Origin of the sequence: Hymenobacter frigidus (genome assembly GCF_014640435.1) — a bacterium.
In the GTDB taxonomy this organism is placed as follows: Bacteria; Bacteroidota; Bacteroidia; order Cytophagales; family Hymenobacteraceae; genus Hymenobacter; species Hymenobacter frigidus.
The window spans coordinates 15,163-38,573 of the sequence record NZ_BMGY01000040.1 but is presented as its reverse complement, the minus strand read 5'-3'; the positions used below and the strand labels follow the sequence as shown (position 1 = coordinate 38,573).

General features: G+C 61.2%; 14 protein-coding genes and 1 pseudogene. 12 read left to right on the top strand and 3 right to left on the bottom strand.

The genetic code is table 11. From position 1 onward, the window contains the following. Window positions 1–421: 421 nt before the first annotated feature. The 3 genes and pseudogenes from IEW17_RS16675 (at window position 422) to IEW17_RS16665 (ending at window position 3,834) form a co-directional block, all read left to right on the top strand. The gene (locus tag IEW17_RS16675; RefSeq protein WP_188563194.1) at window positions 422–1,531 is read left to right on the top strand and encodes a glycoside hydrolase family 43 protein; all 1,110 of its coding nucleotides are present in this window, start codon (window positions 422–424) and stop codon (window positions 1,529–1,531) included. A 649-nt stretch (window positions 1,532–2,180) separates the two neighbouring features. After that, window positions 2,181–2,912: pseudogene (locus tag IEW17_RS16670) on the top strand (glucuronate isomerase); the annotation flags it as partial. 520 nt (window positions 2,913–3,432) lie between these two features. After that, window positions 3,433–3,834 (top strand): hypothetical protein, encoded by a 402-nt coding sequence (locus IEW17_RS16665; RefSeq protein ID WP_229749076.1) that lies wholly within the window; start codon window positions 3,433–3,435, stop codon window positions 3,832–3,834. Window positions 3,835–3,944: 110 nt separating this feature from the next. Here IEW17_RS16665 and IEW17_RS16660 read toward each other — a convergent pair whose 3' ends face one another. Beyond that, window positions 3,945–4,643, bottom strand: coding sequence for an IS630 family transposase (locus IEW17_RS16660; RefSeq protein ID WP_229749075.1), 699 nt, complete (start codon window positions 4,641–4,643; stop codon window positions 3,945–3,947). Then, entirely contained in the window at window positions 4,640–4,891 is a 252-nt protein-coding gene (locus IEW17_RS16655) for a helix-turn-helix domain-containing protein (RefSeq protein WP_188563191.1), read from the bottom strand. The genes IEW17_RS16660 and IEW17_RS16655 overlap by 4 nt, the downstream gene beginning before the upstream one ends. 364 nt (window positions 4,892–5,255) lie before the next feature. Here IEW17_RS16655 and IEW17_RS16650 point away from each other — a divergent pair, with 364 nt between their 5' ends. The 3 genes from IEW17_RS16650 (at window position 5,256) to IEW17_RS16640 (ending at window position 11,274) form a co-directional block, all read left to right on the top strand. Next, the gene (locus tag IEW17_RS16650) at window positions 5,256–7,619 is read left to right on the top strand and encodes a glycosyl hydrolase family 28 protein (protein WP_188563190.1); all 2,364 of its coding nucleotides are present in this window, start codon (window positions 5,256–5,258) and stop codon (window positions 7,617–7,619) included. 102 nt (window positions 7,620–7,721) lie between these two features. Then, the gene (locus IEW17_RS16645) at window positions 7,722–9,650 is read left to right on the top strand and encodes a glycoside hydrolase family 88 protein (protein ID WP_188563189.1); all 1,929 of its coding nucleotides are present in this window, start codon (window positions 7,722–7,724) and stop codon (window positions 9,648–9,650) included. Between the two features lie 25 nt (window positions 9,651–9,675). Further along, the gene (locus IEW17_RS16640; protein WP_229749074.1) at window positions 9,676–11,274 is read left to right on the top strand and encodes a glycoside hydrolase family 43 protein; all 1,599 of its coding nucleotides are present in this window, start codon (window positions 9,676–9,678) and stop codon (window positions 11,272–11,274) included. A gap of 133 nt (window positions 11,275–11,407) precedes the next feature. Here IEW17_RS16640 and IEW17_RS16635 read toward each other — a convergent pair whose 3' ends face one another. Beyond that, on the bottom strand, window positions 11,408–12,457 hold the full coding sequence (locus tag IEW17_RS16635) for a LacI family DNA-binding transcriptional regulator (RefSeq protein WP_188563187.1): 1,050 nt from the start codon (window positions 12,455–12,457) through the stop codon (window positions 11,408–11,410). A gap of 278 nt (window positions 12,458–12,735) precedes the next feature. Here IEW17_RS16635 and IEW17_RS16630 point away from each other — a divergent pair, with 278 nt between their 5' ends. The 6 genes from IEW17_RS16630 (at window position 12,736) to IEW17_RS16605 (ending at window position 23,404) form a co-directional block, all read left to right on the top strand. Next, a complete protein-coding gene (locus tag IEW17_RS16630) occupies window positions 12,736–13,512 on the top strand; it encodes an SDR family oxidoreductase (protein WP_188563186.1) in 777 nt (258 codons plus the stop codon). Between the two features lie 98 nt (window positions 13,513–13,610). Next, window positions 13,611–14,441, top strand: a complete 831-nt coding sequence (gene kduI / locus IEW17_RS16625) for a 5-dehydro-4-deoxy-D-glucuronate isomerase (RefSeq protein WP_188563185.1) — start codon at window positions 13,611–13,613, stop codon at window positions 14,439–14,441. A gap of 43 nt (window positions 14,442–14,484) precedes the next feature. Then, window positions 14,485–17,742, top strand: coding sequence for a SusC/RagA family TonB-linked outer membrane protein (locus IEW17_RS16620; RefSeq protein WP_188563184.1), 3,258 nt, complete (start codon window positions 14,485–14,487; stop codon window positions 17,740–17,742). Between the two features lie 12 nt (window positions 17,743–17,754). Further along, window positions 17,755–19,551: a RagB/SusD family nutrient uptake outer membrane protein gene (locus tag IEW17_RS16615; RefSeq protein WP_188563183.1), complete on the top strand. Its 1,797-nt coding sequence runs from the start codon at window positions 17,755–17,757 to the stop codon at window positions 19,549–19,551. Window positions 19,552–19,787: 236 nt separating this feature from the next. Next, window positions 19,788–21,845, top strand: coding sequence for a pectate lyase (gene pelA, locus IEW17_RS21040; protein ID WP_229749073.1), 2,058 nt, complete (start codon window positions 19,788–19,790; stop codon window positions 21,843–21,845). A 20-nt stretch (window positions 21,846–21,865) separates the two neighbouring features. Further along, on the top strand, window positions 21,866–23,404 hold the full coding sequence (locus tag IEW17_RS16605) for a tagaturonate reductase (protein WP_308420630.1): 1,539 nt from the start codon (window positions 21,866–21,868) through the stop codon (window positions 23,402–23,404). Window positions 23,405–23,411 lie beyond the last annotated feature (7 nt).

Below are 23,411 nucleotides of genomic sequence, written 5' to 3'. Positions count from 1 at the left end.
GGGGAAAGGAGGGGGGTACGCTACCCAAACTAATAATACTGTAATTAAGTTGTCAGAACACTAGTTGCCATCAATAAGCTGAAAGATTATGCGAAAGGCAGTTTCTGCGGCCGTATCAAAAGTAAATGGAGAAATGTACAGCAGTGAGAGCAGCAATTAGCGGCGTGTTGTCAAAAGCAATTGGCCGCAAAATAGTTACCTGCTGCAGCAGTGATAAACGGGCTTGCGCACCACTGACTCGGCTGACCTATCGCAAACGATTTCGGTAGTTTGTCGCCAAAAACGTCTATTTATCAAATAGTTGTGCACACAAAAGCCGCTTCTATATTTACACGACAGTCTGGCTAAGAGGTACTGTGCGAACCGCCTGCGAACCGCTTTTGCCAATTCCTGCTGCTGCTTTCCATTCCTAAAATTTCTCATGCTCATTTGTTTCAAAACAACCGTCTCGGTACCCGTGCTGGCAGCCTCCCTGGCTTTGCTCGGGGCCTGCCAAAGCAACAATTCCGCGCAAGAAACTTCGGCCACTGCCCAAACTTCGCAGGCCGACACGGCAGCCGCCAAACAGCCCTTGTCTGAACCTTTGGTGCGGGATATCTACACCGCCGACCCTTCGGCCCACATGTTTGAAGACAAGATTTACATATACCCCTCGCACGACATCGAAGCTGGGGTTGAGGAAAATGACAATGGCGACCATTTCGCCATGCGCGACTACCATATTCTGTCCATGGACAGCGTCAATGGCAAGGTTACGGACCACGGCGTGGGGCTCGACATCAAGGATATTCCCTGGGCTGGTCGGCAGTTATGGGCCCCCGATGCAGCCTTTAAAAACGGCACTTACTACCTCTACTTTCCCGTGAAAGACAAGCAGGACGTGTTTCGCATCGGGGTAGCGACCAGCAAATCGCCCACTGGCCCTTTTAAAGCCGAGCCCGCACCCATCGCCGGTAGCTTCAGCATCGACCCTGCTGTGTTCACTGATACTGACGGACAGGCCTACATGTACTTCGGGGGCCTCTGGGGCGGCCAGCTCCAGCGCTGGCAAGGCGGTAAGTACAATCCCAACGCCGCCGAAAAAGAGCCCAACACCGACGTGCCCGCTCTCAACGCACGCATGGCTAAGCTCACCCCGGACATGAAGAAATTTGCTGGCCCGGTGAAGGAAGTTGTGATTCTGGACGAGAACGGCAAGCTGCTGCTGGCCAGCGACAACAATCGCCGGTTCTTCGAAGGCGGTTGGATGCACAAGTACAACGGCAAATACTACTTCTCCTACTCCACCGGCGACACTCACCTGTTGGTATATGCCATGGGGGACTCGCCGGCCGGCCCTTTCACCTACCAGGGCGTCATCATGAAGCCGGTGCAAGGCTGGACCACCCATCATTCCATTGTGCCCATCAAAGACACATGGTATATTTTCTACCACGACACCCAACTCTCGAACAAAACCTGGCTGCGCAACATCAAGGTCACCGAGCTGAAGCGCCGGGCCGATGGCGGCATCGAGACCATCACGCCCTGAACCGGGCTAGGTGTGCTAAAATAAGCCGGAGCAAATGCACTCCGCTGCTTAATAATATAGGTTTACCCTAGGCATTGGAGGCCAACCGGTGAAAAGTTGGGGTCCTCTAGCCTTTGAGGCAACTACGGTGCATACTTCCACGACTTCAGGTTCGCTCTATTTCGGCCATGCTTCTTTCTCTACAAGCAAGCATAGTAGCGCCGTCAGACCCGGAAAAGGCAACTCTTCTCCACTTTGGCTGCGAGTTTCCTAATTGACGGCACAACTGTAAGGTACTTGAACCCATTTTTAAGCAAGGCACGTCCCCATAAGCGGCCTTGCGGCTTATAAAATCATGCCTTGCGCGCTATGAACTGGCTCCAGTGAATCCTAAATGTTAGGTACAACAACCTTTTAACCCCTTTTAGCATTTCTGCTCTGTATCCCAAGAAGGAGCGCTAAAAGGCCACTCACGATATCGTGAGTGGCCTTTTTAAATTAATACCCCCGGTCTTGCCCCGGTATAAGGTTACACCTCTCGTTCCCAGTAACGTTTGCGTGAATAAATACCGGTTTCAGGAGGCTACAGGGGAGTTACGCGTGCCGGCACGGAGTACCCTCGATGGGAAACAACCCGGGCCGGGGCCGGGCTACTTTTTATTGGTTGATTATGAAGCCATTTCTAAACGACGACTTTCTGCTGCAAACGGCCCCGGCCCGCACGCTCTACCACGAGTATGCGAAGCAGATGCCCATTATCGATTACCACAACCACTTGCTGCCCGACCAGATTGCCGAGGACAAGCAGTTTGAGAACCTGACCCAAATCTGGCTCTATGGCGACCACTACAAGTGGCGCGCTATGCGCGCTAACGGCGTAGACGAGTACTATATTACGGGCGGCGCTTCGGACCAGGAGAAGTTTCAGAAGTGGGCCGAAACCGTGCCTTATACCCTGCGCAACCCACTCTACCACTGGACGCACCTAGAGCTGCAGCGCTACTTCGGCATCACGGAGCTGCTAAACGGCGAGAGCGCCGGCCGCATCTACGACGAGTGCAGCGAGAAGCTGTGCACGTCCGAATACTCGGTACGCAACCTGCTGCGCAGGATGAACGTGGAAACGCTCTGCACCACCGACGACCCCGCCGACTCGCTGGAGCATCATCAGACCTTGGCCACCAGCGGCTACGACGTGCAGGTGCTGCCCACTTTTCGGGCCGACAAAGCCATTGCCGTCGACGATGCCGTGAGCTACAATGCCTACCTCGACAAGCTGGGAGCAGTAGCCGAAGTTGATATCCGCACCTTTGCCGACCTGGAAACTGCTTTGCGCCGCCGGCACGACTTCTTCGCTGCCCAAGGCTGCCAGCTTTCCGACCACGGTCTGGAGCATATTTGGCCTTGGTTAAAAGTTTGGTCCAAAGGTTAATCGGCGAACTTGTTAGCAGCCTCTCACAAACACTAACAATGCGTTCTCAAAGCAGAGAACCTGTATTTAGCGCATTCAGGGGACTATTTGCGAGGGCGAAGCACCGTTTTCCCATCGTGCGGGCAAGGTTATTTGTACGTTGATTGCTGAACAAGTTATCTGTACCAAATGGGCCTGTTTTCCGCCCGATTTGCCAGAGGCTGAGTACTCACCCGAGTTGTACAGTTATAGGGAGGTTTCCCTGAACAAACACGCTCTACTGACCGCTGAATGTAGTTTTTAAAGGGTATGCACGGCATTTGGAAGCAACTCGTTTAACTTCCGTACCAAGCTTTTAACCGAGGCCAATGATAGGCTCCTTACTTTAAACGGGCCTCGTTTACCTTGGGACCGTTTGGCTAAACTGCAGATTGCACGAATGCTGAGCATAAATGGCTTGGGTTATCGCAGTACCTTGCAAATGCCTCTACCCGGCACCCGTCCATCAACTATGAATTTCTTGCGCGAATCCCTTTCCCTCAAATGGGTGGGCCTTTTTCTGCTCTTGGGAACCGGTATCGGCCTGCTCAATTATGCTTCGTCGGGATTCGACGGGGCGCAAGAGAACTTCCGGCGCATGGGCATCGATGCGTACGTGCTCGTCCAGGGGTATAACCACGGCCTGCCTGTGGTCACGCGTACCGCCAACACCGTCACCCGTGGCCCCTTGCTCTTAGCTATGCCCTTGCCCGCCGGTGCCTTCTTGCGCAGCGGGGACCAGGTCATCAAGGCCGCCGGGGCCAGTCACATGCGTATTGTCCGGGATAGTAACCACGTTCGGATTACGACCGAGTGGGCATTCGTTGACCCACCTGGTTCGCCGTTAGTCAAGCGAACGCGCACTAAACACTGATAGCCGAACAGCGGGCCTGGGTACTTCATTTCGCTCCTTCAATTAAACGGGCCTCGTTTACCTTGAGACCGTTTGAGCAAACAGCTGCTACTTTGGTGCCATGCTAGTGCTCAGTCAGGGGAATTATCTGCATAAACCTTTTGATAGTGCCGGGTTAGTTTTTGTCGGGCCTTGTCGAGCGAGAATTGCCACTTGACGGTCGCTCGCCGGGCGTTGCGCTCGGCGACACAGGCGTCGATGTGTGCGGTCAGCTCGTCTTGGGTGGGAATGCGTTGGTGCAGACACTGGCGGGCGATGGCGGAGAGTTCGAGTTCGACCATGTTGAGCCAGGAGGCATTTTTGGGCGTGTAATGCCGCTCGAAGCGGGCCGCCAGTGCGCGGGCCTGGGCGGCCGGCAGGTGCTGGTAAAAGACGGCATCGGTGTGGGTGTTGAGGTTGTCCTGAACCAGCACGATTTTCTCGGCTTGCGGATAGGCGGCGGCTAAGACCAGCAGAAAGCGGCAATAGTCGGCCCCGGTGCGGCGGGCCGAAACCTCGACCAGGCGCTGCCCCGTGCCCGGTTCGAAGGCCGCCAGCAGGCAAGCCGTGCCCTGGCGCACGTACGTGCTGCTTTCGCGCCGGGGCCGGCCCGCTTTGGCCGGCTGCTCGCCTACCGCCGGCTGGGCCGGCACGGGCGGTAGCGGCTCGACGGGTTGGCCGTGTAGCACGCAGGGCCGTTCATCGAAACAGACGACGGGAAAGCGCGGGTCGTAGGCCCGCTCGTAGACGGCCAGCACGTCTTCCATGCGGGCCAGAAAGGCGGCGTTCACGGCCCCCAGGCACCAGTGCTGCTGGCGCTGGGGCTGTACTTCGTTTTTTTGAGTACCTGCCCCACGGTCTCATGCGAAATGGTTTCCACCAGGCACAGTTCCACGGCTTTGTCGGCCAACAGGCGCAGGGTCCAGCGGCTGTGCCCGGTCGGGGCCGGCGTGCAGGCCAGGGCCGTGAGCGCCGCCCGCTGCGCCCCATCGAAGCGCCGGGGGCCGCCGCTACGTCGAGCAGGGGCTGGCCACGGCAATCGGCGAGGCTGCGCACTTGGTAGACGGTCTGCACGCAGCAGCCCAATTCGGCCGCCACGGGGTAGCCGCTCACCCCGTCAGCCAGCCGCAACAGCAGCCGGCCGCGTTGCACCGTGCGCCCGGCGTGGCGGCCTTTGCGTGTCAAGGCCTCAATGGTCCGCCGGTCAGCTTTCAAACTAAACTGCTGACCAAGGCCGCCATGATGAGAACGTTCCCGGCAACGATTGCGCAAATAAAAGCGCCCGCCTGGTGTCAAGGTAGGGCCAAAGGGTTCGGGGGTGGCCTAATATTGTAATGGGCGGGGGCTTTTTCCGCGGCGAATATCCGTGGCAGTGGCCGACCCTTATACCCCTACTGGTTCTAATGAAATCAACTTTGGTGTTATTGCTGGCGGGAGCGCTGGCCTTCCTGACGAGCGCCTCCCGGCCCCCGGCCGAACCAACAACGCAGCTCTTTCTGGTCGGCGACTCCACCATGTCGGAGAAAGCGGACCTCACCAAGCCCGAGCGCGGCTGGGGCATGGCGTTCAGTCAGTATTTCGACAACGGCGTGGTTATCCGCAACACGGCCGTGAACGGGCGCAGCACCAAAAGCTTCTACCGCGAAGGACGCTGGGCCAAAGTGCTCGAACAGCTCAAGCCCGGCGACTGGGTGTTCATCCAGTTCGGGCACAACGACTCGAAGGTGGAGGACAGCGTGCGCTCGGCCCCAGCCCAGACGCTGTACCGTCAGCTCCTCACCAAGTTTGTGCAGGAAGCCAAGGCCAAAGGCGCCAACCCGGTGCTGCTCACGCCAGTGGGCCGCCGCTACTTTGATGATGCCGGCCAGCGCAAGGACGACCACGGCGAGTACCCCGGCGTGGTGCGCGAGGTGGCCAAGGCGCAAAAAGTGCCGCTCATTGACATGCACGAGAAAACCTGGGCCCTGTACTCTCAGCTCGGCGAGGTGGGTTCGCGGCCGTTGTTCTGGTCTTACCAAAACGGCTACTACCAGGCCAACCCTGTAGCGCCGGCCAAGAACGACAACACCCATTTTTCGGCGTACGGCGCGACCCGCGTGGCGCAGCTGGTGGCCCAAAGCGTGAAAGCGCAAAACCTGCCCTTGGCCAGCCACCTCCGCCGCGCGGTATTTGAGAGCAAGTACATGTTCGACCTGCCGGTGGTGCTGCAGGCCTCGTTCAAAAAAGACACCTTCAACCTGGCCCAGTACGGCGCCGTGGCCGACGGCCAGATCCTGAACACCGAAGCGTTTCGCAAGGCCATTGAGGCCTGCGCCGGGGCGGGCGGCACCGTGCTAGTGCCCCGCGGCCTGTGGCTGACCGGCCCCATCGTGCTGAAAAGCAACGTGAACCTGCACCTGGCCACCGGTGCGCTGGTGCAGTTCACGGCCGACCGCCGCCAGTACCCGCTCATCAAAACCACCTGGGAAGGGGAAGAAGCCATCCGCAGCCAGGCCCCGATTTCGGGCGTTGACCTGACCAACATTGCCATCACCGGCACCGGCACCTTCGACGGGGCCGGCGACGCGTGGCGCCCCGTGAAAAAGAGCAAGCTCAACGAAACCCAGTGGCAAAAGCTGGTGGCCTCGGGCGGCGTACTCTCGGAGAAGAAAGATTACTGGTACCCCTCGGCGGGCTCGATGAAGGGCAACCTGCTAGCCACGGCCAGCACCCCGCGCAAGAGCCTCAACCCAGCGGACTTCGACGACATCCGCGACTTTTTGCGGCCCAACATGCTCAGCCTGACCAGCTGCAAACAAATCCTGCTCGAAGGCTTCACCATTCAGAATTCGCCGGCCTGGACCATTCACCCGCTGCTATGCGAGAACATCACCCTGCGCAACGTGACGGCCAAAAACCCCTGGTACGGCCAGAACACCGACGCGCTGGACCTGGAATCGTGCCGCAACGGCCTGGTGGAAGGCTGCACCTTTGACGTGGGCGACGACGGCATCTGCATCAAAAGCGGCCGCGACGAGCAGGGCCGCAAGCGCGGCGTGCCCACCGAAAACTTCATCGTGCGCGACACCAAAGTGTACCACGCCCACGGCGGCTTCGTGATTGGCTCCGAAATGTCGGGTGGCACGCGCAACTTGTTCGTGAGCAACTGCACGTTCATTGGCACCGACGTGGGGTTGCGCTTCAAAACGGCCCGCGGCCGCGGCGGCGTGGTCGAGAACATCTTCGTAGACGGCGTGGACATGACCGACATTGCCGGCGAGGCCATCCTGTTCGACATGTACTACGCGGCGAAGGACCCCGTGCCGCTGGCCGGCGAGAGCACCGCGCCCCCCGTCATTGCCGCGCAGCCGCTGAACGAGGGTACCCCGCAGTTCCAGGGTTTCCGCATTCGGAACGTAACCTGCAAGGGCGCCACCACCGGCATTCTGGTGCGCGGCCTGCCCGAGATGAGTATCAAAGACATCAGCATTGAAAACGCGGTGCTCGAATGCAAAAAAGGCCTGGTGTGTCAGGAAGCCGAGAACATTCGCCTGAAGAACGTGACGCTGCTTTCCACCGAAACCAAGCCGGTGATGGAGGTGCAGAACAGCCACAACATTGCGCTCGATGGCATCCGCTACGCCAGCGGTGCCGAGCTGCTGCTGCGCGTGACCGGCGAGCGCAGCAAAGACATTCGCCTGACCAATACCGATGTAAAAAAGGCGAAAAAGGCGGTGGAGCTGGACCAGAAATTGGGTAAGAAAACGGTAGTAGTAGCCGGCCGCTAACGGATTTCCCAGCGGGTCCCGCCGGGTGCCCACGCCAGAACAGCTCCGCGAAACCCCACGTTTTTAACCTTGCGAAGTCCGGCGGAAAATCAATTTGCATCCATGAAACGACTCTTTTTGCTGCCGTTGCTGGGCCTCTCGCTCCTAGGCAAACCCGGTACGGCCCAGACCGTTCCAGTGCCTGCGTATTCGCAGCGCATGGCCGATGCCTTCATCAGCTGGCATCCCGATTCCATCCTCATTGGCGCGCGCAAAACGGCCCGCTGGGACTACGAGCAGGGCCTGATGCTGAAGGCGCTGGAGCGGGTGTGGCAGCGCACCGGCGATGCCCGCTACTTCACGTACATACAGAAAGACCTCGACCAGTTTGTGCAGCCCGACGGCAGCATCCGGACCTACAAGCCCGAGGATTACCTGCTTGATAACGTGACCACCGGCCGCGCCCTGCTGCTGCTCAGTCAGGTGTCGGGACCCAACCAGGAACGGTACCAGAAAGCTGCCCAGCGCCTGCGCCAGCAGCTTGAGGCCCAGCCGCGCACCAAGGAAGGCGGCTTCTGGCACAAGAAAATTTACCCCAACCAGATGTGGCTCGATGGCCTGTACATGGCCGGCCCGTTCTACGCCGAATACAGCCAGCTCATGCAGCAGCCCGCCGGCCTGGATGACGTAGCCAAGCAGTTCGCCCTGGTCGAAAAACACCTTGTCGATTCCAAAACCGGCCTGCTCTACCACGGGTACGATGAAAGCCGCGAGCAAGCCTGGGCCAACAAAACCACCGGCCAGTCGCCCAACTTCTGGGACCGGGGCATCGGCTGGTACGCCATGGCGCTGGTTGATGTGCTCGATTATTTCCCCGCCAACCACCCCCAGCGCCCCGCGCTCATCAAGGCCCTGCAGCGGCTGGCTCCCGCACTGGCCAAGTACCAAAATCCTAAAACCGGCACCTGGAGCCTGGTAATGAACCAGGAAACCCGCCAAGGCAACTACGCCGAGGCTTCCGGCAGCAGCATGTTTGTGTACGCGTTGGCAAAGGGTACCCGCCTGGGCTACCTCGATAAAAAGTACGCCCAAGTGGCCCGCACCGGCTATGATGGCCTGCTAAAATCCTTTGTGACGACCGAAACGAACGGCGCGCTGGCCTTTAATGGCACGGTGAGCGTGGGCGGCCTGGGCGGCAAGCCCTACCGCGACGGCTCGTTTGAGTACTACCTGACCGAGCCGCTGCGCAAGAACGACTTGAAAGGAGTGGGGCCTTTTATCCTAGCTAGTACCGAGATGGAAATTGCCGCCGAGGCCGTTTCAGGAACACCCAAAACCGTGTGTTTGGACTATTATTTCAACCACGAGCTGCGCAAAAACGCCTTCACCGGCGCACCTGAGCAGTGGCACTACACCTGGGAAGAACGCACCCACGGCGGCTTCTGGCTGTGGGGCAACCAACTGCGCGAACTCGGGGCCCGCACGGTGGCCGTGCCCGCCGCCCCCACGGCCGCCAGCCTGAAGAATCTGAGTGTCTACATCATCGTCGACCCCGACACGCGCAAGGAGTCGCCTGCCCCGCACTACATTGCCCCGGCCGATGCCAAAGCCGTGACGGAATGGGTGCGGGCTGGCGGCACGCTGGTGCTGCTCGCCAACGACTCAGCGAACTGTGAAATCAAGCATTTCAACGAACTAGCCGCCAATTTCGGCCTGCGCTTCACCGACCAGAGCGTAAACATGGTGAAAGGGAGCCAGTTCGAGCAGGGCCAGGTTGATTTGAGCTCGGGTAAATCGGTATTCAAAACCGCTAATGCAGCTTACGTGAAAGAGCTGGCCTTGCTGGCCGTGCAAGCGCCGGCCCAGCCACTGGTCACGAACAATGGCAAGGTCATCATGGCTACGGCCAAACTGGGGAAGGGGCGCGTTTTGGCCCTCGGTGACCCGTGGCTGTACAATGAGTACGTGGACGGCCGCAAAATCCCGGCGGAGTTTGAGAATTTTCGGGCTGGCAAGGACTTGGCCCGTTGGCTTCTGCAAGCGACTAAGTAGGGTGGGGGCGCGGTGGTTCCTGCTGTTGCTGGCCCTGGCTCTCCTGCCGGGAGCACTGCGCGCCCAGAAGCTCGGCCCGTGGGTACCTGACTTGGGCAATGGTACCTATAAAAACCCGGTGCTCTACGCCGACTATTCCGACCCCGACGTGGTGCGCGTGGGGTCAGATTATTACCTCACCTCGTCCAGCTTCAACAGTGCACCTGGCCTGCAAATTCTGCACTCCCGCGACTTGGTGAACTGGACCATTATCGGAGCGGTGTTCGGCCAGCAGTTGCCAGCCGCCCGCTATGCCCTGCCCCAGCACGGCAACGGTGTGTGGGCACCGGCCATCCGCTATCACAGGGGGCAATTCTACATTTATTACCCCGACCCCGATTTGGGCCTGTTCGTGACGCGAGCCACTAATCCGGCCGGTCCATGGAGCACGCCCATGTGCCTGAAGGAAGCCAAAGGCTGGATTGACCCCTGCCCGCTGTGGGACGAGGACGGCCGAGCCTACCTCGTGCACGCCTTTGCGGGTTCCCGGGCGGGCTTCAAGAGTGTGCTGGCCGTGAGCCGCATGAGCCCCGATGGCTTGCAGCTGCTTGGGGACGAAGTGCTGGTATTTGATGGCCACGCCCGGCACCCCACCATTGAGGGTCCGAAGTTCTACAAGCGCCACGGCTACTACTATATTTTCGCGCCAGGTGGCGGCGTATCTACCGGCTGGCAAACGGTGTTGCGCGCCAAAAACGTATTCGGGCCCTACGAAGACAAAATCGTACTGGCCCAGGGCAAATCCAGCGTCAACGGCCCACATCAGGGGACCTGGGTCGACACGCCGGATGGCCGGCAGGACTGGTTTCTGCATTTCCAGGACCAGGGTGCCTATGGCCGCGTGGTACACCTGCAGCCCATGACCTGGAAAAACGACTGGCCCGTCATTGGCTCCGATGCTGATGGGGATGGGGTGGGCGAGCCGGTGCTCACCTACTGCAAGCCCGCCGTGCCCGGCCGGCCGCAGCCGTTGGCTATTCCGACTACTTCTGATGAGTTTACGGCCTCCGCGCTGGGTTTGCAATGGCAATGGCACGCCAATCCGCAGCCGGAGTGGGCTTTTCCAACTGGCCCACTCGGCTTTTTGCGGCTCAATGCCGTGCCGTTACCAGCCGATTATCATAACCTGTGGCAGGTGCCCAATCTGCTGCTGCAAAAGCTGCCCGCCGCCGAGTTCACCGTCACCACCAAGCTCACCTTCACTTCCCGTTTTGAAGGCGAAAGATTGGGCTTGCTGATAATGGGGCTGGATTACGCCGCCCTCACCCTGACGTACCAGGGTGAGAAACTGCAACTGGCCCAGGCCGTGTGCAAAAACGCTGACCAGCTAGGCCCGGAAACTGCATCGGCTCCGGCCGCCGACCTACCGCTTGGGCAACCCGTGTACCTGCGGGTAGCGGTGCAAGCCGGCGCCAAGTGCCAGTTCAGCTACAGCCTCGATGGCCGCAGCTTTCGCCCGGTGGGTACCGAATTTGCGGCCCGCGAAGGCAAATGGATTGGGTCTAAAGTAGGGCTGTTTTGCACCCGGCCCGGCAAAACCAACGATGGCGGCACGGCCGATATCGACTGGTTTCGGGTGGAATAGAGCGGTTTCGGAGTTCGTGTACGTGGGCGCTGTAGCGTGGACTCTGCGAGTCCGCGCCTGACCCGGCCGACACGCGGATTCGCAGAGTCCACCCCATACGTACACCAACCCCGAAACCGCTGTAGAAAGTGCGCTACAACCCAATCCGAAAATCCGACGACACCCTGACCGCTGGGGCCGACGACTCGCGCGCCACCAGCGTGGTGGGCAGCTTCAGGATGGCCGGCGGCGAAGCTTTTTTCTTGTGCTCAATCAATTCAATCAGTCGTTCGGCGGCTAGCTGGCCGATTTGCTGGGCCGGCTGCGTCACGGTGCTCAGCGGCGGGTTCAGCATCTCAGCAGCGGGCAGGTTGGTGAAACCGATGAGGGAAATATCCTCGGGGATGCGGATGCCGCGCTTACGCAGCGCGGTGAGGCAGCCCAGCGCCAGCCGGTCGCTGGCCGTGAAAAAGGCGTCGGGGCGCGGCTCTTGGGCCAGCAGTTGCTCCACCAGCTCGTCGGCCTCGTCGGGTCCAAACGTGCCGTAGCGCACCAGGTTTTCATCGAAAGGCACGCCGTATTGCTCCAGGGCGGCGCGGTAGCCGGCCAGCCGCTCCTGCGTGATGCTGAGGTAGGGCGGAATGGTGAGGTGGGCAATGCGCCGTCGGCCCGTTTGGAGCAAATGTGAGGTGGCCGCGTAGGCCCCGCCGAAATTGTCGGCCACTACCTGGGTCACGTCCAATTCGGCCGAAACGCGGTCGAACAGCACCAGCGGAATCCCTTGCGCGTGCAGCGCCTTGAGGTGCGACACGTCGGAGGTTTCGCTGGAAAGCGAGAGCAGCAGCCCATCCACGCGCCGCGACACGGCCTGCTGAATGTTGGCCATTTCGCGCTCATAGGACTCGTGCGTTTGGAAGATGATGACGTGGTAGCCGCGATTGTAGGCAATGGCCTCGATGCCATTGATGGCCTGCGAGAAGAAATTGTTGGCAATCTGGGGCACAATGACGGCCAAAGCTTTGCTGCTGCTACCTTTCAGGCTCAGGGCAATGGGGTTGGGGCGGTAGTTGAGGCGCTCGGCATATTCCATCACCAGCCGCTTGGTTTCGGGGCTGATTTCGTAGCTGTCGCGCAGCGCCCTAGAGACCGTCGAGGTCGATAGGTTCAGGGCGCGGGCAATGTCTTTGATGGTGACGGGGTCCAAGCGAGATTCTTTGTAAAGTTCAATAAAATGGCTTTCGCTGCTCCGGAAGGCCAGCCGGCGAAAAAGCTGCCTTTTTGCCCCGTTGCGAGCGGAAAGCCAGTAAGTAATTGGGTGCCGGTAGGCAATGGCATCGTTCCCGGCAACGATTGCACAAAAATAATTTATCCAACTCTTGCTTTCGGCGGCGGGTTCACGAAACCTTTAGTTAGCCTAATGCTCCACAAGAGTACCAAATATTCGGCTAATTCCATTTCATTGTCCTAGCCCACGGCTTTTTTATGTCAGCGTTTCCAACCTCTTTTAGCTTAGCCGGCAAGCGTGCCCTGGTCACGGGGTGTAGCCGCGGCATTGGGCAGGCCATGGCGGTGGGACTGGCCGAAGCCGGAGCCGACATCATTGGCGTTTCGGCCTCGTTGCCCGCCGATGGCGGCGCGACCGGCGCGGCCGTGCGGGCCCTGGGCCGCGAGTTTCGGGCCTACCAGGCCGACTTCAGCCAGCGCCCCGCCGCGGATTCGTTTCTGACCCAGGTGCAGGCTGATTTCCCGCGCATCGACATTCTGGTGAATAACGCCGGCACCATCCGCCGGGCTCCGGCCGCCGAGCATTCCGACGCCGACTGGGACTTTGTGCTGGCTACCAACCTCGACGCGCCTTTCCGCTTGGCCCGCGCCATCGGCGGGCGCATGCTGGGGCAGGAGGGAGGCGGCAAAATCATTTTTACGGCCTCGCTGCTCACCTTTCAGGGCGGCATCACGGTGCCGGGCTACGCGGCCAGCAAGGGCGCCATCGGCAGCCTGGTGAAGGCGTTGGCCAACGAGTGGGCCGGCCGCGGCGTGAACGTGAATGCCATCGCTCCCGGCTACATTGCCACCGACAACACCGAGGCCCTGCGCCAGGACGCCGACCGCAGCCAGAGCATTCTGGGCCGCATCCCGGCCGGCCGCTGGGGCACTCCCGACGACTTTAAAGGCCCGACGGTCTTTCTGGCTTCCGCCGCCAGCGACTACGTCCACGGCACCATCCTCACCGTCGACGGCGGCTGGATGGGACGGTAGGTAATTATGAGTTGAGAATTATGAGTTTTTCTTCCAATTCATTGACCATTACTAACAATTCAAAACTCATAATTCATAACTCATAACTCATAACTCTTATGAACCAGCGCTTTGCCATCGGACCCCGCGAAACTGCCACCCTGAATACGGATGGCCTGCGGGAGCATTTTCTGATTGAGCGCTTGTTTGTGGCCGGCGAAATCAGCCTCACCTACTCGCACTACGACCGCCTGATTGTGGGCGGGGCCCAGCCTGCTGGCACGGTGCTGCCGCTGCCCTGTCCCGAGTCGCTGAAAGCCACCAGCTTTCTGGAGCGCCGCGAGTTGGGCGTGCTGAACGTGGGCGGCCCCGGCCAGGTGCGCGTGGGCGCTGAAGCCTACGAGCTAGGCACGCAGGACTGCTTGTACGTGGGCAGGGGCGCGGGCCAGGTTGAGTTTATCAGCAATGACGCGGCGCGGCCGGCTAAGTTCTACTTGCTGTCGGCTCCGGCGCATGCGGCGCACCCGACCACGCTGCGCACCCAAGCCGAGGCTACGCCCGTGCAAATGGGCGCGGCCGAAACGGCCAACGAGCGCACCATCTACAAATACATCTACGCCGAGGGCATCCAGAGCTGCCAGCTGGTGATGGGCCTGACCACCCTGAAATCCGGCAACGTGTGGAACACCATGCCCGCCCACACCCACGACCGCCGCATGGAGGCCTACCTCTACTTCGACCTGGCCGCTGGCCAGCGCGTGCTGCACCTCATGGGCGAGCCCACCGAAACCCGCCCCCTGTGGGTAAGCGAAGGCCAGGCCATCCTCTCGCCGCCGTGGTCCATCCACACGGGCTGCGGCACGGCGGCTTACAGCTTTATCTGGGGCATGGCCGGCGAAAACCGGGAATACACCGACATGGACGCGGTGCCGCTCGACGGCCTGTGCTAATAGCTACACACTTTAAAAATTCTCACCCAAGCGCGTTACTCTCATGAAAAAACAGTTATTCCTGCTCTGGCTGGTGCTGTGTTGCAGCATTGGCCTATCCACCGCCCAGAGCCGTCAGGTTCAGGGCGTTGTGAAGTCAGCAGAGGGCGAGCCCCTGCCCGGCGTGACGGTGCTGGTAGAAGGCACCACCAACGGGGCCTCCACCGGCGGCGACGGTGGCTACAGCCTCAGCCTGCCCGCTGGCGGCGCCAACGCCACGCTGCGCTTCAGCTACGTGGGCTTCGTGTCGAAAGCGGTGCCTGTGGGCGACCAGTCCACCATCAACGTCACGCTGGCTTCGGACAGCAAGCAGCTAGACGACGTGGTGGTCATCGGCTACCAGGAAGTGCAGCGCCGCGACGTGACCGGCTCGGTGTCGTCGGTGGGCGCGCAGCAGATTAAGGACGTGCCCGTGAACTCGGCCGCCGAGGCCCTGACGGGCCGGTTGGCCGGTGTGCAGCTCACCTCGGCCGAAGGCACGCCCGGCAACGCCAACGTGCAGATTCGGGTGCGTGGCGGCGGCTCGATTACCCAGGACAACTCGCCGCTGTACGTGGTGGACGGCATTCAGGTAGAAAACGCCTTGTCGGTGATTTCGCCCCAGGACATTGCCTCGGTGGACGTGCTGAAGGATGCCTCGGCCACTGCCATTTACGGCGCTCGCGGGGCCAATGGCGTGGTCATCATCACCACCAAAAAAGGCCGCGACGGCAAGGTGATAGTAACCTATAACGGGTTTGCCGGCGTGCGCCAGCTTTCGCGCAAGCTCGATTTGATGAAGCCCGCCGACTACGTTGACTACCAGTTTGAGCGGGCGCAGGGGCTGGGCACCACGGCCGGCGGCATCAACACCTTCAAGACGGCTTTTGGCAGCCGGAATTACCGGAGCGATACGCTGAACGCCAGCCGCAACGCGCCGTTTCTCGACTGGCAGGACCAGGTGTTCGGGCGCGACGCCTTCCAGCAGACGCACAACGTGTCGGTGGCCGGGGGCGTGAAGGGCACCACCTACTCGCTGAGCCTGACCGACAATAAGGAGGACGGCATTCAGCGCGGCTCCGACTACGAGCGCAAGCTGGTAAACTTCCGCTTCGACACCAAGGCCAGCGAGCGGTTTTCGTTTGGCCTGAACGCCCGCTTCAACAACCAGGAAAGCAACGGCGCGGGCACGTCCAGCGCCTTGTCCACCATCACCTCGCGGCTGCGCAACGCCGTGCAGTTTCAACCGTTGGCCGTGCCGCTGGCCGGCGCGCTCGACCCCACGCAGTTCGACGAAGACTTCTTCCAGCAAACCAGCCTGGTGAACCCGATTATCGCCATCGACAACGAGTACCGCCTCGACCGCCGCCGCACCTACAACCTGAGCGGCAACGTGGCCCTGACCCTGGCTCCCAGCCTGGTATTCCGCTCCACGGCCGGCTTTGACATCACCGATACACGCCTTGAGACCTTCAACGGCCGCTTCTCGCCTACCATCCGGCAGGTGGCCGGCAACTACGCCGCCCTGCCCTTTGCCTCGCTGAGCTCGGGCGTGCAGACCACCATCAACAACTCCAACGTGCTGACTTACGCGCACAAAACCGGCCGCCACAGCTTCGATGCGCTGCTGGGCCAGGAGATTTACCAGCAGCAGGGCACGGTGCAGTACATTCAAACCAACTTCCTGCCGCTTGATATCGTTGCCAAACAAGCTATTGCCAACATCAACCAGGGGGTGCTGCCGGCCGGCACGCAGGCCCAGCCCAACCTGCCCACGACCGGCGTGGCCGCCAACTCGCGCCTGCTCTCGGGCTTCAGCCGCCTCAACTACACGTTTGACGACAAGTACCTGCTCACGCTCACCATGCGGGCCGATGGCTCGTCGAAGTACGCGGCGGGCAACCGGGTGGGCTACTTTCCGGCGGCTTCGCTGGCTTGGCGGGTATCGCAGGAGAGCTTCCTGAAACCGATTACGATGATTTCGGACCTGAAGCTGCGCCTGAGCTACGGCAAGGCCGGCAACAACCGCATCAACGATTTCTCTTACCTAAACCTGTTTTCGGGCGGTGGCGGCGAATACTGGCTGAACCACATTCGGGTGGGCGGGGCCAACGTGCCGTTTCTGGCCAACCCCAGCCTGAAGTGGGAAACCACCGTTTCGCGCAACGCGGGCCTGGACCTGGCTCTGTTCAACAACCGGCTGCAGCTCACGGCCGATGCCTACTACAACACCACCGAGGACTTGCTGGTGGCCCGGCCCATTCCGGTAGTAACCGGCTACGCCTCGCAGCTGCAAAACATCGGCTCCACCTCGAACCGCGGCCTGGAGCTGCAGCTCAGCGGCACCATCTTTCAGACCCCGGATTTCACCTGGACGGCCAACCTCAATACTTCCTTCAACCGGGGCCGGATTGAGAGCCTGGGCGGCGCCCCCGAGATTCCGGGCGTGTACTCGGGCTGGGCCAGCACGGCCATCTCGCAGGATTTTGTGGCCCGCGTGGGCCAGCCCATTGGGCAGATGTACGGCTACGTGACCGATTTCGACAACGGCCGCAAGGGCTTTTACACCGCCGACGACTTCTCGGGCTACAATGCCACTACCCGGGCCTGGGTGCTGAAGTCGGACATTCCGTCGAACGTGGGCGTACAGGGCCAGGCCCTGGCGCCCGGCATCATCAAGCTGAAGGACCTGAACGGCGACGGTATTGTGAACGAGCTCGACCGCACGGTGATTGGTAACGCCAACCCCAAGTTCACGGGCGGCTTCAACAACCAGTTTTCCTACAAAGGATTTGACGCCAGCGTGTTCGTCAACTTCGTGTACGGCAACGACGTGTACAACGCCAACAAGCTGGAATTCACCAGCGCCATCAACCCGCTCAGCAACATGCTGGGGCTGATGAACGACCGGTACCGCACCATCGACGCCAACGGCGTGGCCATTACCGACCTGGAAGTATCGCGCTCGGTGAACCAGAACGCGCAAATCTGGCAGCCCACCCGGCAGCTGTTCACCCACTCGTGGGCCATCGAGGACGGCTCGTTTCTGCGCATCAACAATCTCACCTTGGGCTACTCGCTGCCCAAGTCCCTCATCAGCCGGGCCAAGCTCACGCAGCTGCGCTTCTACGTGACCACCAGCAACCTTTACACCTTCACCAAATACACCGGTTACGACCCCGAGGCCAACACCCGCCGCGCCACCGGCCTCACGCCCGGCGTGGACTACGCCGCCTACCCGCGTAGCCGCGCCTTTTTGTTCGGCATCAACCTGGCATTGTAATCTCCTGAAATCATGAAAATTACTAATCTGCGCCTGACACTAGGCGCTGCTGCGCTGGCCCTGCTGGCGGGCCTGAGTGCCTGTAAAGACTACCTCGACGTGACCCCCGATGCCTTCTACACCACCGAGCAGCTGTTTGGCACCGTGAGCGGGGCCACGACCGCCGTGGTGGGAGCATACGACCTGCTGTCCGGGGACCGCACCTACGGCACCCGCCTGAACCTGTATTATCCGTACGATACCGACGAGCTGATTGGCGCGCCCGGCGTGGCTAACGCCGGCAACCGCGGCTTGGCCCGCTACAAGGCCCTGCCCACCAACGCCGAGGTGGTGAACCCCTGGAACGACCTGTACGTGGGCGTGGAGCGGGCCAACATCTGCATCAAGAACATCCCGCAGATGGCGCTGTACCGCAACGGAACTTCGGCCGATACCGCCGCCCTGCACCGCCTCTACGGCGAGGTGCTGACCCTGCGGGCCCAGTACCTGTATGAGCTGATTCGAAACTGGGGCGACGTGCCGGCCCCGCTCGTGCCCACCAATGCCGCGGCCAGCTTCCAGCTGCCTTCCGTGAACCGCAACCTGACCCTCGACACCCTGATTGCCAACCTGGGCAAGGCCTCAAAGCTGGTGCCGTGGCGCACCAACGCCGGTGCCCCCAGCGAGCGCATCACCAAAGGGGCCGTGAAAGCCCTGCGCGCCCGCCTGGCCCTGCAGCGCGGCGGCTACTCGGCCAACGCCCGTACCGGCGTTATTGAGCGCCCCGCCGACTACCTGCGCTACTATGCCATTGCCCAGCAGGAGTGCGCCGATTTGATGCGCAACCGCAATCAGCATACGCTTAATACCAGCTTCTACGACCTGTTCAAGAGCATCAACGAGCAGCGCCGCGAGGCGGCCAATGAAATCATGTTTGAAGTAGCCATGGGCGGCAGCAACTCCGTGTCGGACAGCAAGCACGGCTACTACGACGGGCCCCGCCTGAATGCCTCGCCCATCTTCGGCTCCTCGCAGGGCAGCATCGTGGCCGTGCCCACCTACTTCTACGCCTTCGACTCGACCGATGTGCGGCGCGACATCACCCTGACGCCCTACACCATCGGGAGCACCAACAACCAGGCCGGCACCGCGCTGGCCGTGGTCACCAACGGCAAGTTCCGGCGCAACTGGCGCGTGCCCACCCTCACCGGCACCGGCAACTACCTGGGATACAACTGGGTGCTGATTCGCTTCGCCGACGTGCTGCTGATGTTTGCCGAAGCAGAAAACGAACTGAATGGCCCCACCACGGCCGCCAAAAACGCCCTGCTCGAAGTGCGCACCCGCGCCTTTGCCGGCAACGCCACCCGCGCCGCCGCCAACCTCGATTTGACCACGAAAACGTCCTTCTTCACCACCCTGCAAAAGGAGCGCCTGCTGGAGTTTGGCGGCGAAGGCATCCGCAAGTACGACCTGCTGCGCTGGGGCCAACTAGCCACCAAGCTGGCCGAAACCAAAGCCGAACTGGCCAAGATGCAGCTCGGCCAAGCCCCCTACAACACGGTGCCGCAATACCAGTACTTCCGGGTGGTGAACGGCCAAGTGCAGTGGGCCCGCTCGTTCTACCGGCCTTCGCCGGCCGCCACGCCCACCGGCACTACCCGCGTGAACTGGCGCCTGGCCGTGGATGCGGCCTACCTCACCAACACCCGCCCCGGCGGCACCGGCCTGGCCGCCGATTTTGTGCCCAACGCCGGCAAAGAGTTGCTGCCCATCCCCCAAAGCACCATCGACACGGACCTGAACGTGAAGCAGAATTTCGGCTACTAAAGCAGCTTCGAGTCGGTCCAAACGAGGTAGAGACGCAACATTTCGCGTCTCGTCGTTGAACGATTGGAACCGCGTGGCCCTGCGCGGATTAAACAACATCAGCAACGACAAGACGCAAAATGTTGCGTCTCTACCTCGTGTACACCAACCTGGAAATTGTTTTAAGAATGTACGGCCGGCCGCTCGGCGTGGCTTAGCAATGTGCCAGCAGGCACCACAAGCTCCTTCTATTCCTCATGAAAACAACGATGCAACTGCTGCTCCTGCTGCTAGGCCTGGGTAAGGTGGGACTTAGTACAGTCTGTGCCCAGCAGGTGACGGTAGCCACGGATGGTTCGGGCCAGTTCCGGACCATCCAAGCCGCCCTCAACAGCCTGCCCGCCGAAGCAGTCAAGCCGCGCACCGTGTACATCAAGAATGGGGTGTACAACGAGAAAGTCTTCATTGATGGCAAGGCCAACATTGTGCTGCGGGGCCAGAGCGAGAAGGGCGTAATCCTGACCTTCAGCCAGGCCCGCGACGCCTGGCGCTGCGACCCCGTGGCTGGCCAGGACGACTGGGGCGTGGCCGTGCTCAACCTGCGCAACAGCCCCGACGTCACCCTTGAAAAGCTGACTGTTATCAACTCCTACGGCTTCGAGCACCAGAACAAGCCCGAAGTCATCATCAACTGCCCGGCCGAGCCCGGGAAGCCTAAAACCATCAGCCCCACCGGCCACCAGATGGCTATGCGCACCATGCCCGGGGCCACGCGCATCATCGTGCGCAGCTGCACGTTCCGCTCCCTGGGCGGCGACACGGTGAGTCCCTGGGACACCGAGGCTGGCCTGTATTATTTCAAAGACTGCACCATGGAAGGAGCAGTGGATTTCTACTGCCCCCGCGGTTGGGCCTACGCCGAAAACTGCCTCTTTGTGTGCCACAACCTGAACGCGGCCATCTGGCACGACGGCTCGGGCAACAAGGACTCGAAAACGGTGCTGAAAAACTGCCGCTTCGTGGGCGATGACAACTTCAAGCTGGGCCGCTTTCACCGCGAAGCCCAGTTCTACCTCATCGGCTGCCAGTTTGCCAAGAACATGGCCGATGCCGACATCTACTGGGCCGAATCGGGGCCCGGCGCCAAGCAGTGGGGCCGCCGCGTGTACTACGCCGACTGCCACCGCCAGGGCGGCGACTACGCCTGGATGCGCTCCAACCTGGCCACCGCCGAGGGCGGGCCCACCGTGGCCCGCATCACCCCGGCCTGGACGTTTGGCGGCCGCTGGAACCCCCTCACGGGCCAGCGCAGCACCACCCCGCCGCCCCCCGCCGTGCAGGATACCATTGCCGAGAAAATGCTGGTGTTCCAGCGCAGCGTGGGCGGCTGGCCCAAGGCCGTGGGGGAGGTGAAGGTGAACTACGACCACCGCCTGAGCACCGTGCAGCGGGCCAGCACCCTGGATGACCGCAACCGCAACGACGCGACCATCGACAACAACGCCACCACCCGCGAAATCACCTACCTGGTACAGGCGTTTCGCCGCACCAACAACCCGGCTTACCGCCAGGCCGCCGAGCGCGGTGTGCGCTACTTGCTCACCATGCAAATGCGCAGCGGCGGCTTCCCGCAGTTTTACCCCGACAGCAGCTCCTACCGCGGCCAGATTACCTACAACGACGACGCCATGGTGCGCGCCCTGCGCACCCTAAAAGCGGTGAGCGAGCAAAAAGACGACTTCGCCCTGCTCGACTGGAGCCTGGTGGGCCCGGCCAAAGACGCGGTGGCCCGCGGCGTGCAGTGCATCCTGAAAACGCAGTACGTGCAGCGCGGCAAGCTCACGGCCTGGTGCGCCCAGCACGACCGCCGCACCTTCCTGCCCACCAAGGCCCGCGCCTTCGAGCTGGCCGCGCTGAGCGGCGACGAAACCGTTGGCATCACCGAATTCCTGATGAGCCTCGACAAGCCCACACCCGAAGTGAAGCGCGCCGTGGAAGCCGCCGTGAGCTGGCTGAACGAGGTGAAGATGCCCGGCCTGTCCATGCGCGAAATTAAAGACCTCAGCCAGCCCAGCGGCCGCGACCGCGTGATAGTGCCCGAAGTGGGCAGCACGCTCTGGGCCCGGTTCTACGACCTGGAAACCAACCAGCCCATCTACGTGGGGCGCGACGGGTTGAAGCGCACCAAGCTGGCCGAAATCGAGAATGAGCGCCGCGTGGGCTACGTGTATGCCAGTACCTGGCCCGCCAAGCTGCTGGCCACCAACTACCCCAAATGGCAGGCCCGCGTGAACGGCGAAGCTTCCCAGAAATAATTTTTTCATCCACCGTGGCTATGGCACAATTAACTAAACAACTGGCGCTGGCGGCCCCCGCTGGCCGCATGCCGGTGGCCTGGCCGGCCGCCGCCATGTTTGCGCTGCCCGAAAAAGTGCTGCAGTTTGGCACCGGCGTGCTGCTGCGCGGCCTGCCCGATATGCTCATTGACCAAGCCAACCGTCAGGGCCTTTTCAACGGCCGCATCGTGGTCGTGAAATCGACCGATGGCGGCGACCTCAGCGCCTTTGAACGCCAGGATAGCCTCTATACCGTGGCCGTGCGCGGCGTGGTCGACGGCCAGCCCGTGGAAGAAAACGTGGTGTGCGCCAGCATCAGCCGCGTGCTCTCGGCCAAAAGCCAGTGGGCCGAAATCCTGGCCTTCGCCGCCAATCCCGACTTACAGGTTGTCATTTCTAACACGACCGAAGTCGGAATCCAACTGCTCACCGAATCCATTGAGCTGACGCCGCCCCAGTCGTTTCCGGGCAAGCTGCTGGCCGTGCTGCACGCCCGTTTCAAGGCCTTCAAAGGCGACCCGGAGCGCGGACTGGTCATCGTGCCCACCGAGCTGATTCCGGACAACGGCAGCAAGCTCGAAGCCATTGTGCTGGAGTTGGCCCACCGCAACGACCTGGGCAGCGAGTTCATCGACTGGCTCGAATCGGCCAACCACTTCTGCAACTCGCTGGTCGACCGCATCGTGCCCGGCCTACCCGAACCCGCCGCTGCCGAAACCATGCAGGCCGGCCTGGGCTACGAGGACGAACTGTTGACTATCACCGAAGCCTATGCGCTCTGGGCCATTGAGGGCGACGAGGCGGTGCGCAACGTGCTAAGCTTTGCCGCCGCCGCGCCGGAAGTTGTCATCATTCGGCCCGATATCAATCTGTTTCGTGAGCTCAAGCTGCGTCTGCTGAATGGCACCCACACCCTGAGCTTTGCTTTGGCTCACCTGGCGGGTTTTGGTACTGTGCGCGAATCCCTGGACGACCAGCACCTAGCGCGCTTCGTGCACAACCTCATGCTGGCTGACCTGCTGCCCGGCATCCCGTACCCGGTGGAGGAAAAAGTGGGCCAGCGTTTCGGCATGCAGGTGCTTGACCGGTTTCGCAACCCCTACCTGGAGCATCGGTGGCTAGCCATCAGTGCCCAGGCCACGGCCAAAATGCACATGCGCACCGTGCCAACGCTGCTGCACTACTATCGGCAGCACGGCGCGGTACCGCACTATTTCGCGCTGGGTTTTGCCGCCTACCTGCTGTTTATGCGCAGCACGGCGCAGCCCGGCGGCGGCTTCGCCGGGGAAATCAACGGCAAGTCGTACCCCGTGGTGGACGAGCGCGCCGCCTACTTTGCCGACCTCTGGGCCCACCATTCGCCGGAAGCGCTGACCACCGCCGTGCTGCACAACGCCGCCCTCTGGGGCCACGATTTAAATCGCCTGTCCGGTTTCACCGAGTGCATGGTCTTCTATCTGAATCAGTTGCTGAAGGAAGGCGCTTCTGCCACCCTGACTGCGTTTTTTGCCAAGAGGCTGGTCGCCGTTAGCTCGTAATCTTTCT